This window comes from Mycoplasma sp. 2045, from assembly GCF_024582715.1.
In the GTDB taxonomy this organism is placed as follows: Bacteria; Bacillota_I; Bacilli_A; order Mycoplasmatales; family Metamycoplasmataceae; genus Mycoplasmopsis.
In genome coordinates, this window is record NZ_CP102083.1 from 344,591 (window position 1) to 359,220 (window position 14,630).

Annotated in this window: 4 protein-coding genes; 3 read left to right on the plus strand and 1 reads right to left on the minus strand. The window is 30.4% G+C overall.

Annotation, left to right across the window (positions count from 1 at the left end; translation table 4 throughout):
- Window positions 1-2: 2 nt before the first annotated feature.
- The 3 genes from NPA13_RS01565 (at window position 3) to NPA13_RS01575 (ending at window position 9,338) form a co-directional block, all read left to right on the plus strand.
- Window positions 3-2,201: a phenylalanine--tRNA ligase subunit beta gene (locus NPA13_RS01565; RefSeq protein WP_257089710.1), complete on the plus strand. Its 2,199-nt coding sequence runs from the start codon at window positions 3-5 to the stop codon at window positions 2,199-2,201.
- Between the two features lie 7 nt (window positions 2,202-2,208).
- On the plus strand, window positions 2,209-3,471 hold the full coding sequence (gene glyA / locus NPA13_RS01570; protein ID WP_257089712.1) for a serine hydroxymethyltransferase: 1,263 nt from the start codon (window positions 2,209-2,211) through the stop codon (window positions 3,469-3,471).
- Window positions 3,472-3,689: 218 nt separating this feature from the next.
- Window positions 3,690-9,338 carry a phosphatidylinositol-specific phospholipase C domain-containing protein gene (locus tag NPA13_RS01575; protein ID WP_257089714.1) on the plus strand — a complete coding sequence of 1,883 codons (5,649 nt, stop codon included), beginning with the start codon at window positions 3,690-3,692 and terminating at the stop codon, window positions 9,336-9,338.
- Window positions 9,339-9,457: 119 nt separating this feature from the next.
- Here the strand turns inward: NPA13_RS01575 and NPA13_RS01580 are convergent, their stop codons facing one another.
- Window positions 9,458-14,629 carry a M60 family metallopeptidase gene (locus tag NPA13_RS01580; RefSeq protein ID WP_257089716.1) on the minus strand — a complete coding sequence of 1,724 codons (5,172 nt, stop codon included), beginning with the start codon at window positions 14,627-14,629 and terminating at the stop codon, window positions 9,458-9,460.
- Window position 14,630 lies beyond the last annotated feature (1 nt).

Below are 14,630 nucleotides of genomic sequence, written 5' to 3' on the forward strand. Positions count from 1 at the left end.
TTATGATTTTATCTTTAAAACATTTAAATAAATATTTACCAAATATTAAGTTAGATGCAAAAGAAGTAGAAAAAGCATTAAACAACTTAGGTTTAGAAGTTGAATCAGTTTCACCTTTCTCTGACGTTAAAGGTTTAGTATTTGCAAAAGTTTTAGAAGTTTCAGTTAACCCTAATTCAGACAAATTAGATGTAGTTAAAGTTTTAACAAAACAAGGTGAATACACAATTCAAACAAATAATAGAATTTTAAAACCAGGTGACCTTACAATTTGCTTCCCAACAGGTGCATCAAAAGGAAATTTTGTTTTCGCAGACAAAGAAATTAAAGGAGTTTTATCACAAGGAATGTTCGGTGCGTGATCTGAAATTGGATATGATAATTCACTTTTATCATATACTGACTCAATTTTAGTTTTATCAAACGATTTTGCTACACTTGAAGATGATGCAATGGAACTTTTAGGTCTTAATGACACACTTATTGAAATTTCAGTAACGGCAAACAGAAATGATGCAAACTCATATTATGTTTTAGCTAGAGAATTAGCTTCATATTTTGATACTGACTTTATAAGCATATTAAAAGAAACGCCAAGTTCATTTACAACACAATTTACAGTTAATAAAAACAAAGCACAACATTTATCATTTACAGAAGTTAAAGGTAAAAAAGAAACAACTTTATATGAAAAAATGTTACTTGCAAAAAACGGTATTGATACAAAATTCGACTGAGCAGTTAATTTAACAAACTTAACATTAATTAACTATGGTGTGCCTGCTCACGTTTATGATGCTACAAAATTAGAAAACAATTTAAGTGCAGATTATTATTTAGGAAAATTAGTCATTTTAGGAAATAAAGAAGTTGAATTAAATAATGTTTTAACAATTTTTGCTAACAATAAACCTGTTTCAGTTGCTTGTGCTATGGGTCTAGAAGACACGAAAGCTACAGAGCAAACAAATGATTATTTATTTGAAGTTGGAGTGTTTAAGTCTACAGATGTTAGACATTCATCTAAAGAGCTTAAATTAATTTCAAACTCAGCTGCACAAGGTGCAAGAACAATTACACCCGAATTAGCAAGTTTAGCAGTTAAATTCATCAGATCATACTGCAATGATTTACAAGTCTCAAATACAATTGGTGAATTTGAATTTGATAGTTACAAAGAAATAAAAATTGATAATGAAAAATTAAAAGTTTACTCAAATAAATCAGACAATCAATTAGTTGAATTTATCAAAGCTAAAGATCAATTAAGTAAATTAGGATTTATCTTTGAAGTAGACACTGTTAAAGTTCCTAACTACAGATATGATGTTAACTTATTTGAAGATGTTATGGAAGAATTATTCAGATTCTATTCATACAGCAACTTTAAAGAAGAAATTGTTAAAAATGTTCCATTAATTACACAATCAAAAGATAGAACAAAAAATATTATTAGTGGAATGGGTTATTCAGAAGTTAGAACATTTACACTTGTTTCTAAAGAAAAAGCAGACTTTAAAGTTTTAGACTTAGAAGAAACTGTTGGACCTTTATTAACATTCGTTTCTAAAGAAAGAGAATACGTACGTAATTCAATTATTGTTTCATTGCAAGAAGTTGTTGAATACAATCAAAAACGTAAATTAAACTCAATTAACATTTTTGAAGTAGGAATGATCGGGAACTCTAATGAAGTTTTAGGTCTTACTTCGACAACTAAATCATTCTTTGAAATGAAACAAGATATTATTAATTTCGCAAAATTAGATTTAGAATTTGTTCCTTTAAAAGACAACGCTTTAGTTCATCCAAATGCATCTGCAAAAATTGTTTACATTGACCAAAACACATGTGCACAAGTTGAATTAGGTTGATTAGGTAAAATTCATCCATCAATCGATAAGACAAATGCATTCTATGCAGAATTATTCACAGATGTGATTAAAAACATCAGAAACAATGAAGCAGCAACTAAATTCAAATCAGTTAATACTGAACCATACAAAACACTTGACCTTACATTTGAACTTGCAAATGGTGAGTACATTCAAGATAAAATTAATCAAATTAAATCAGTTTCAGATTGTTTCAGCATTGACCAAATTGATGATTACAAAAAAGAAAATTCACACAATGTAACACTTAGAATTACAGGTTCAAGTGAGCAAATTGAGAAAATAGATTCACATTTTAACAACTAGGAGACCTATGTATTCAGATATTAGTTTAAAAGATAAATTAGTTCAAGATGCAATTAATAATGAACTAAAAAGACAAGAAGATCACATTGAATTAATCGCTAGTGAAAACTATGTTTCAGAAGATGTGCTTAAAGCTCAAGGTAGTGTTTTAACAAATAAATATGGTGAAGGTTACCCAAATAGAAGATATTATGGTGGATGTGAAAATGTTGACGTAGTTGAACAAGCTGCTATTGATAGATTAAAAGCTATTTTTGGTGTTAAATTTGCTAACGTGCAACCTTATTCAGGTTCAGTTGCAAATGCTGCTGCTATTGCATCAGTTGTACCTAGTGGTGGAAAAATTATGGGGCTTTCACTTAGTTCAGGTGGACACTTAACACACGGATACAAAATCAGTTTTAGTGGAATTTTCTATGAATCAGTTTCATATGATTTAAGTAAAGATGGAATTTTAGATTATGATGCAATTTTAGAACTTGCTCTAAAAGAAAAACCACACTTAATTATTTGTGGTTATTCAGCTTACTCAAGAACAATTGACTTTGCTAAATTCAGAGAAATCGCTGATAAATGTGGTGCAAAATTACTTGCTGATATAGCTCACATTGCAGGACTTGTTGCTACTGGAGAACACCCATCGCCAGTTGGTTATGCAGATATTATTACTTCTACAACACATAAAACATTACGTGGAGGTAGAGGTGGAATCATTATGACTAATGATGAAGAAATTGCTAAAAAAATCGACAGATGAGTATTTCCTGGATACCAAGGTGGACCATTATTCCACGCTATAGCTGGAAAAGCTGTAAGCTTTTATGAAGCTATGCAACCTATGTTTAAAGAATATGCAAAAAACATTAGATTAAATGCAGATAAGTTCTGTAATAACTTCATTAACAAAGGTGCAAAAATTATTTCAGGTGGAACAGACAACCACTTATTTATGATTGATGTTTTATCAACATACAACATTAGCGGTAAACAAGCTGAAGAAATCTTAGGTAAAATCAACATTACATTAAACAAAAACACAATTCCATTCGATACACTTTCACCGTTTGTAGCAAGTGGTATTAGAATTGGAACTGCTGCTATGACAAGTAGAGATTTCACAGAATGAGATAAATTAGCTGACATAATTGATTACACACTTAGAAATTATGAAATGTTAAGTTCAGAAAATGAAATTGATAAACTAAATGAACTTAAACAAGAAGTTTTAGAATTAACTAAAAAATTCCCAATCAAAAAATCATATTTATAAGATGCAATTGCATCTTATTTTTTTACTTTTATAATAGTCTACTAGACTTAAAAGTAAAAAAATGTAAATCAAATTTAAATAAGCTAATAAATCTTGAAATTTAACAATCAGACATTGTGTATAGTGTTTAGAATTTGTTAAAATAGACAGATAAAATACAATAAATTTATTTATAAATTTATTATGATTACTCAAATTTTGAGTAGGTTGGTACATTTATGAAAAAAGGAAATAAGAAATTGATAATAAGTTTAACTCTCGGAGCAGCTCCGATTCTTTCATTGACTGCAATTTCAGGAATTGTTCAACAAAGTGTTTCTTGAACAGATGAAAATAAAGCTTATTCAGATGATACACAAACACAATTGAATTTAAGTGATTGAATGGCTGATGTTGATGGGGATAAATTGCTATCAGAGATTTCTATACCAGGAACTCACGATAGTGGTATGTATGATGGTAGAGGTGTTAAATGATTTTTCGGTTCTGCTTGAGCTAGAACACAGTACAAAAATTTACCTACCCAATTGAAAATGGGTATTCGTTATTTTGATATTCGTTTAGATAGAAACAATTTAGTTAATCACGGTGGAGCATATTCGAATAACTTATATCTACAAAATGTGTTAGATGAGTGTAAAAAATTCTTAACTGCACACTCAAGTGAAACAATCATTTTACGTATAAAAGATGAAAATGTAGATGTTGGTAATTTATCTGCTACAGATTGTATAAAATGAAGAAACTCAATAATTGATAATCTTTATAAATTCAAAGATTTTCTCTTCAAAAATGATTCTCGTAATAATAATCTGAACCCAACACTTAATGAACTAAGAGGTAAAGTTTTTGTTGTAAATAACTTTCACCACAAAGTTTATTCAGATAATAACTATGGAACTTTCATTGATCACGGTAATAACTGAAATATTTGACAAGATGTATATGATTCAACAGAAGATGTAAAGAAGAGATCATTTGAGTCTATGGCAAACATGTATCAAGATCTAAATGATTTTCACAATGACATAATGACCAACTTCCTTTCAAGATCTAACGGTGAGCAACCTTGATGAACTAGCAAAGCTTTAAATAAATGACTTGTTAAAAAACTTCAACAAAAAGAAGATCAATGAGAACATTTAGGAATTGTACCAATGGATTTTCCTGGAGATGCCCTTGCATTAGCTATAGTGCGTAAAAACTATATGTATAGTCAAAGAGTAATTAACCGTGGAATTTTAGGAAGACAATTAAATGCGATTCCTGTTACTAAATTATCTGACAATACATCGATTATTGAATTAAACCAACCGATGAAAGATTACTTTGTTGAAGTTTACAAAGGTAATAATCTTTTAGAAAAGAAAAAGATAACTGATACAAATACAAGAATTCAGTTAGCTAATAAATTTGTTTTAGGTGATTCAATCAAATTAGTTTTCTACAAAGAAACTCCAACAAACATTTACTATCCAACTCCAAAAAGAATTTTAAATGTTGAAGGAACACTTACGGTTTCTAGAAATCAAGAATATGTAAATAAACTTCTTAGCGTAGGGAGAAGTTATGTGGCATATTCAGATACTCTTGCTAATACAACTTACCAAAATTTCATTAGATTTCATATTCAAAATGAAATTGTAAGTGTAGCTAATTCATATATCGTTCAACCAATGACTGACCAAAGAGGTGAATGAGCTGACTTATTTGATTCAGATAAAACTGAAGTTCAAAATAAAATTACAAACTTAAAAAATGCTTATGAAGCTTTTAAATCAGATATAAAAACATTTAATTCATCAGTTCCATTTAGAAATTCTCAATTAAGTTTTATAACAATTGCTGACAAATCTAAATTATCAGAAGATATTTATCAAGTATTTCAAGATGTAATTACAACAATTCCTAAATTACCTGAATATCAAAATGTTCTTAACATTTACATCAAGAAGAAAAATAAATTAGCCGGATTAAAAATAATCTTGAATGATCTTCAGGATTATTTAGGACTATTCAATCAAAAAGTTACTGACTTAGATTTAGATAATTTACAAATTAACTACCGAGATAAAAAAGCAGAATTAAATCAAAATATTCAATCTATTCAAGTTATTATCAAAGAAACAATTAATAATGATGCAACTATTGATTTTGCGAATGTAAAAAGCAGATTACAAACTCATTATGATAAATGTGCTCAAATTATTAAATCACTTGAAGACTTAAAAAAACAATATGATCAAAACTTATATAGAGAAAGATTAAGAGCTGCATTACAAAAATGTGAAGAACAAAAAACACAAATCAATTACTTACTTGATAACAGTGGTTGAGCAACTAAACTTGATCAATTAATTACTGAAATTAATGAGCAATTAACACTTTCAGAAATTCAAGAAACAAACGTTAATGATATTGAACAACGTATGCAATCTGCTATTTCGATGTTAAACGGACAATCTAATTTAGATTCAATTAAACAATCTATTTTGTCATCTAAATATTTAGAACAAAGCGTTATTGATCAAAAAGTTGTTGAACTTAACCAAAAAAGATCTTATGCAGAAGCAATTGCATTGCAAAATGCAGTTGAGCAATTAAATAATTTTGAACATCAAGCTATTAATCAAACAATTGATAGTTTATCCAACTTAACTGATACACAAGTCTCAAGTGCAAAAACTTCAGTTGAACAATGTGCAAATAGAGTTGCGATGAATTCAATAGTTTCAAATGTAATTAAATTAAACAACTTTAATGCTCAATTCAAAAATTTTGATTCTGTAAAGTCATCAATTAACTATATAGAAGCATCGACAGATCTTAAAAAAGCTTATGATAATGCAGAAATAGTTGCTAATACAGTTAAAAATTCAAATACATTTGATAGAGCAATTGAGAACATTGATACTGCAATACCGAACTTGCAGATAGCAAAAAACAACTTAGATGGTCAAAGAAGATTAGATACTGCAAAAGCAGAAGCTAACAAAAATATTGACAAGTTAACTTACTTATCAGACAATGTTCAAAAACCAGCTGCTAAAACCTCTATTAGTAATGCGCAAACTATAAATGATGTAAATTTAATTGCTTCTAATGCTACAAAATTAAATGCTGCATTAGAACAACTTTCAATTGCTGATTCGAAATTAAATCAACCAGCATATACAGAAGCTGCAAATAACAAAAAACAAACATTTGATTCTGCTAAAAGTGCAATAGACAATATCAAATCAAATTCAGAATTTACAAGATCAATTTCTAATATTGATAGATTAACAGTTAACTTAAAAAACGCTATCGAGGATCTTGATGGTGATTCTAAATTATCATCTGCAAGAACAACTGCATTAAATGAGTTGATTAAATTAACTAATTTAACTGAAGAACGAATAAAAGCTGCACAAGATGCAATCAATGCTGCTAACACAATTAATTTAGTTAATTTAAAATTACTTGAAGTTCAAAAACAAAATGCAATCAACAAAATTAATTCATTATCTAACTTAGGACAAACCCAAAAAGAAAAAGCAGCTGAATTAATTAACAATAAAACTACAAAAACTGAAATTGATGCAATTCAATGAAACTATTCAAAAGTTGATTATGCACTTCCAAAAATTAAAGAAGCTGAATATGAAAAATCAACAATAAACTACACTGGAGCTGAAGGTTCTAGAAAAACAAACTTTGATACTATATTGGACAGTTTATTACCATTAAAATTACAAACTGATTTTTCAACATTACCTGCTAACTTTGATGCAAAAGTTATAGCTCTTAAGAATGCAAAAGCTGACTTGAATGGATTAGACAGACTTAAAAAAGAAAAAGAACAAGCTAACATTTTCATTTCTAATTTAGATGAATTATCAAATGGACAAAAAGATACTTTTTCAAATAGCATAACTTCAGCTAACTCAATTTCAGAAATTACAGATATTAAAAACAATGCTGAAAAACTTAATAATGCTTTAATTGAATTAAAAACAGCAAGACAAACTGCAAAATCTGAATTGACTAAATTAACATACTTATCAGAAGAACAAATTGCAGAAGCTAATAATCAAATCGATGCAGCAATAACAATTCAATTAACAAAGGACATTGCTACAAACGCAACAAATGTTGATGTTGCAATTGAACAAATTCAAAGATTTAATGATATTAAATCAAAACCACAATTTACAGAAGCTGATTCAGATAAAAAACAAGTTGCTCAAACAGCGTTTGACAACTTACCAGGTGTAGAAACAGTAACAGACTTTACAACAAGTCCTATTGCTGACATTACAGAAAAAACGGAAGCTCTTAATAATGCAATCAACTCACTTGATGGTCAACAAAACTTAGATGCCGCAATAGCTGCTGCTAAATCTGCTATTGATACATTACCTAACTTATCAGATGATGAGAAAAGAGACACAAAAACTGAAGTTGAAAAACAAACAACTATCGCTAATGTTGCTGATAAATTATTAAATGCTCAAAAACAAGATGCATCAAATAAAATTGACTTATTATCAAACTTGTCAGATGATGTACAAAAACCAGCTGTTAAAACTTTAATTAACTCAAAAGCAACTAAAGATGAAATTGACGCAATTGTTGCTAATGCAGAAAAAGTTAACAGTGGTATTGGAACACTTAATGATGAAGTTGCGATAAAAGAAGAAGTTCAATACAAACAGGGATCAAATGATGTTAAGACAAACTTTGATAATGCTATAACTGCATTAGATGGATTATCAAGCTACACAGACTTTGAAACTCCGTTTGACCAATTAGATATTAAATTACAAGCTGTATCTGAAACTAAGGGTTTATTAAATGGTAAAGATAGATTAGATGCTGCAAAAGCTGAAGCAATTAAAGCTATTGAAGCACTTAAAAGCTTAACATCAGTTCAAAAAGATGCTGCTAAAAATCAAGTTGAAGCTAAATCATCAATTGCTAAAGTTGAAGAAAAATTACTTGAAAATCAAAAAGAAGATGCTATAGCTAAAATTAATTCATTACCTAAATTATTAGATGCTCAAAAAGAAAAAGCTATCAAATTAGTAGAAGCTAAATCAGATAAAGCAGGAATTGATAAAGTAGTTTCAAATGCTTCAAGTGTTGATGCAGCAATTGCTAAAGTTGAATCTGCTGGAGAAGTTGAATGAGAAATCAAATACACTCAAGCATCAAACCAAGATGTATTTGATGATGCAGTTAATGCTTTAAACGACTTAACAACAACACTTGACTTTAATGAACCATATCCTAACTTAGATAACAAGTTAGATACATTGAAATCAACTCAAGATGCTCTTGATGGTACTGGTAGATTAAAAACAGCTAAAGAAGAAGCGCTTACTGCTATCGAAGCTGCCTCAAACTTATCAGATACTCAAAAAGATGCTGCTAAAAACGCAGTAAATGGCTTAGATGAAGTTTCTAAGATTGAAGATATTAAGAATAATGTAAAAGAAGTTAACAGTGCATTTGATGTTGTCGAGAATGCTGAAGCGATGAAAGAAACAACACAATATATTCAAGCTGATAAACAATTTAAAGATGCATTTGATAATGCATTAGCTGCTTTTGAAGAAATTAAAGCAAAAGAAGACTTTACTACAGGAATTCCTAATTTATCCGAAAGATTAGTTGTACTTCAAAAAGCTACAGAAGCTCTTAATGGTATAGTTAAACCAGAAACTAAACCTGAAGACGTTGCTAAAGAAGAAGATAAAAAAGAAAACACAAGTAGTGGTTCAAACTTAGTTGGTCCAATTGCAGGTGGTGTATCAGGATTACTTGCATTAATTGGTTCAATCTTTGGATTTACCTTCTACAAAAAACGTAGAAAACGTAAATAAATAATTTTTAAATTTAAACTTTCGTCCTAGTGATGAAGGTTTTTTATTTTGTTTTTTGCCAAAAAAGTAAAAGAAAAAGAAGACACCATAAGGTATCTTCTAAATTATGTGATTACATCTTATTTGGTTAAAATGTAGTTAAAGAATAATGGTTTATTTTCTTTATTTACAATCTTCATTTTGTGATCTTTTGTTAAATCGTATTTTTCAGGTGTAAATAATGTTAATAAACAGTGGTTGTATGTTTCTTCAGTTGTAACTGCTGAAACATTTTCAAGAACTAATTCATCATCGATGTATACGTCAAATGATGACATATTTGGCCCTGTTTTTCCAAATAAGTCAATAGCGTCTGAGTTGAATGTAAATTCAAAGTATTCGTTAGCTTTTGAAACTTTAGCTGAAACACCATTGATTGCGTTGTTGATTTGATCATTTTCGTTTGTTAAAAATTCTCAAGATGTTCCATAGAATTGAATTTCAGAGTTGTTAATTGGTAATACTCTCTTATTTTGAGTATCGAGACCAAATTTAATTTCTCTAATGATTGTAACTTTAAGCTTTCTTGTTTTTTCGTCGTCATTGATTGGTTCTCTCATTGTTGTAATGTGAACTTCTTCAATTCCATCATAAATAGCACCAAAGTCTAATCTATTAGTTAATGGAAGACCATCTGTATCTTTTGTAGGGTCAACTACAAAGTTTAATGTTTTGAACACAACTGGCATATCAATAAATTCACCTTCGAATACTTCAACTTTTTCAGTTCTCTTAAGTTCGATTGTGTAATGGGTTGGACGGTATTGTTTTTGGAAGTCAGCTTTAGCAATAATATCCATAAAGCTTAATGTAGCAGGTTTTTGGAACTTGATATTAAAGTCTAATTTATCTGTTTGTCAAGTTTCAATTTTTGTGTTGTAAATTTGATCGTAAATTGCTTTATAGTCTGTATTACCATTAATATAACGGTTTGAAGGCCCTCTAATGCTTAATGCAACAGGGTTTGTAACTTGAGATGAACCAGCAAATTTTGTAATTTGAAGGTCGCTCTTAGTATCAGTAGGCATAAATCTTGGTTTGTATTGTCACTGTTCACCGGTTAATAATTCTTGGATTTTTTCTGGTGTATCGTATCAATCTGCTGGAAGATATGGACTTAATGCATAGTTGTTAATTTCGTAGATTGTATTAGAACCTGTATCATTGATTTTTTCCAATCAGAATGTTCTTCTTGGGTATGCAATATCATTTCAAGCGGTGATTGTAAGGTCGTAAACTTGTCCTTTTTGTAATGTTACTGTACCAAAATCTTTTAGTGCATTATTTGTTGAGTTAATTTCACCTTCAAATGCATCGCCAATCTTAATGTATCCTCAGTTAGAGAAGTAAGCTTTAATATTATATGATCCTGTTTCAGGTGCGATGAATTTTGCCTTAGATTCAACTAATTGTTTTTTACCTGTGAATGGGTTTTGAAGTTTTCTTTGTTCAAAATCTTCAACTAAAGTATCTTTTGGTTGAATGTTATTTGTTTTGATGTAGTTCATAATTTGTGAAATTGTTCTTAACCCTTTAACTTGACCATCTGTAAGTTGGTAAGTTGTTAAGACTGGACGGTTAACTACGTTTCTAAGTTTAATTTTGTATCTGTAAGCAGGTACATATCTTTTTGGTTTGTTTTCAAAGTCAGCTGGAATAACTTCCATATCAAATTCATCAATTTCTGCAAGTTTATCTGGATTTGCTCTATAGATAACTTTCATTCTTGTAGGATCTGATGGATCAAATTCTAAACTTCCACCTAATTTTGTTCTTGCAGGGAATTTAAGTTCTTTAATTCTAAAGTTAGAGTTAAGTGAGTTAATTCCATTGGCAAAGTCAAATGTAAAGTCTTGTCCTGCTGGAATTTGGTAAGCTGGAGCTGCATCTGAAGTATATTCAAATCTGTCTAGCTCACTGTTGTATAAGAATTGACCACAAGCATAAATGTTAGCGACAAAATCGAATGATGGTCATTGGAACATATCAAGCATTCTTTCGATGTTTTCTTGATCTGGATATTTAGCCATAAGCTCTTTGATTTTATCTCCAGTCGCTCTTAATTTAGCAATGGCGTCTCTTTCTTTTTGAGCTCATTGTTTATCCATTTCTGTTAAGTTTCGAGGTCTGTCAGCATCATTATATCCATAGTAACCATTAGGATCAATTTCTTTACTTCCCTCAAATCTTCAGTCTTTTCAGTCAGCTTGAACTTTTTTAAATTCAGCTGTAGCTTTATTAGCTTCAGCCATAGCTGCATCAAATTCTGGTTTATGGTCGTTTGCAATATCAACTGTTGGTACTGATCGTTGTAATGATTCAATTGTGCTTGCGTATTGTTTTAATGCGTAGTAGAAGTTTAATTTGAAGTATTTAGATAAGTATCAAGTTGTCTTCAATTTCTTATCGTATAAACCATTTCTTCCTGATGATTTAACTCATTCAATAAAGTTAACTGGTCCTAATGTGTAAATCATATTTGAGTAAAGTGCGTATCAGTCAGCTTTTGTTTGATTAATTGAATATGAGTTAGCTAATCTAGCTCAGTATACATCAAAGTCTCCTGATGGGTTTGTGATTCCACGAAGTCTTGTTTTATCGTTAATAAATGATAAATTAATTACTGATGGAATGTTTGTTCATCCGTGGTCTCTTACATTGAATGGATCTTGGTGAGGTTGAAAGTTATGGTTAATTTCGTGGTAGTTTCCTCAATCATCAAATCCAAAGTCAGAAGCTCCTTTTAAGTAAGGTGATGCTCATCCAATTGGAGCTCAAAGGTTGTATCCACCACCTCAAGCACCAGCTCCTCCTCAAACGTCATCACAGTAGTTAAGTGCTAACTTAGGTGCGTTGTAGTCGAATCAGAAGTATGACATTTCATAGAAACTGTCTCATTTGTGCATTTTTTCTTCAGGGAAGATAATATCATCAAACTTAACATGAGCAATAGCACTTGATGATGTATAAGGAATTGCTATACCTGTGTAGTTTGATTGAATTGTCATAATAGGTGCATTAATTGTACCTGCTTTAACAGCGTCCATTTGTGCATCTCATTCTGCTTTTGTTGTTTGTCCATAAACGTAGTGAAGTTGTTCAACTGCATTATAAACTTTAACGTCAAATGGAGCAGGGTTACCATTTTGATCTCTAAGAGTTACACCAACGTTAATTGATAATGCTCCACCAAATGGTGAACCAAGTTTAACTCTTCTTGTGACTGGGTCAATTTCATTAAATCTAAATCTAAATCTTGATAGAACAAATGGGTAACGGTTAGAAATTTTCCCTGTGTTGTCTGCTGGGTAGTTGTCTCAGTAGCTTTTGTTTACATAGAAATCAAACGGAACTTCACTGTAAATACCTGTAGTTTCATTTGGTGTTCCATATAATTCTTTAAGAATTTTATATGTGTCTTCACTAATTTCAAATTCAATAACTTCTCCAGCCGGAGCATATAAACCAATAACGTTGTATCCTGTCATTGATGTGTTGATTGAAATTTCTTTTGTAACTGTTTGAGTTTCGTCTGTAACTACTCTTTCGAATCATTTATCTGCTGCAGGGTGTTTTTTAAGACGGTTATTTGCGATTTCTTCTTTAATGAAGTTTGCATCACTATATTTACGTGCTCCTTCACCTGTGAAACCATCTACACCAATTACGCCTTCAACTCTTTCGTTGTAAACAAGTTCACCCATACTAAGTTTTTTACCATTTACTTCAAAGAAAGCACGATCAGCAAAGTTTCTGTTATCTTTTTCGTAGTTAAAATCGTATCCAGGGTATCTGAATCCATAACTTGAATACATTTGGTTTAATTTTGTATCGTAAACTTGTTTTTGGATTGAAGGTCTAGTTTTTCTATCAATGATTTTGTCTGTATATGAAACAATGTCTAATCTGTTTGAAAGTAAAGATCTGAATGGTTGAGTATTATTTGCAAGTGGTAATGCTGAAATAGTAACTGGTTTTAATCTTCACATTACACCAGCTGAATTTTTAACTACTAATGAATAGTCTCCATCTCTGTTTACATTTAATGTAGTTGAATGTTCATTTTCAATTAATGTTGTATATCTGTATCAAGATGAGTTAGCTCAATCTACGCCATCAACATTACTTGCTGTAACTGTAGCTGCGTTATTTATTAATAATCCATCATTTGATGCAGTTAATTTTACATTTTGTAATGGGTTAACTTTGTGAACCATTTCCACATTAAGTTTCTTAACGTATTTTTTACCATTGTATGTTCCAATAACTTCAAGTTGGAAGTTAGAATCAATACCGATTTGGTTATTAAATACTTCTAAAGTACCTTTATCAGTAACACTAAATTCACTATCATTTGAATATCATTTGAATTGTTCTGGTTTTAATTCTTCATTTCCAGCGACAAATTGTAATACAACTGGTTTACCTTCTTCTGGGAAGTAACCTTGGTTTGTGATTGTGAATTTAGCATTTTCAGTTAAACGGTTTGTTTCTTCTTCGCTTAACATATCAACTGGTGGATATTCAGGTTCTAGAATTCTTTCTGATGTAGTAGGTTGTGATGGGGTTTCTTCTCCAGTTGCTGGTTCTTCATAACCTGTTGAACCTTCATCTCCATTAGGGTTACTTGGGGTTTCATTGCTTCCTCCACTTTCACCTGAACTTGGATTTTCTTGATCTGGATTAGATGGATTTTCTCCATGGTTTGTTTCACCTGTTGCACCACCATCACTATTTCCAGGGTTAGTAGGTTGTTCTGATGAAGTAGATGAACTTAATTTTTCTTTAGCAGCATTTAATGCATCAATTAAGCTTTGTTTGTTTTCAACCGGTGTAGTTAAATCAGTTTTAGCAGCAATAGCATCTTCAAGAGCCTTTTTAGCTTCGTTAAATTTTTGTTTTTGCTCAGCTGATGCATTTGTGTATGCTTCAGATTTTTGCTTTTCGTTAGCTTCATTTAATTTAGCAGCTAATTCATTTAAGTCTCTTGAGTTGTTTACAATATTATCAATTGTAGTTTTATCAGCAGTATCATTAATTTGTTTATAAATTGCATCTTTTTGTACTTGAGTTAAGTTTGATAAATTAGCAACAATATTTTTAGCAGGTTGCTTGTCAACTGGTTGAGCAGGAGAGGGAGCTTCTTTTTTGCTTAATCCTAATCCAACTCCAGTACCAATTAACGTTGCAACACCGACACCACCAAGTATTAGACCAATAATGAGTTTTCTTTTTCTATTTTTGTCAGCCATA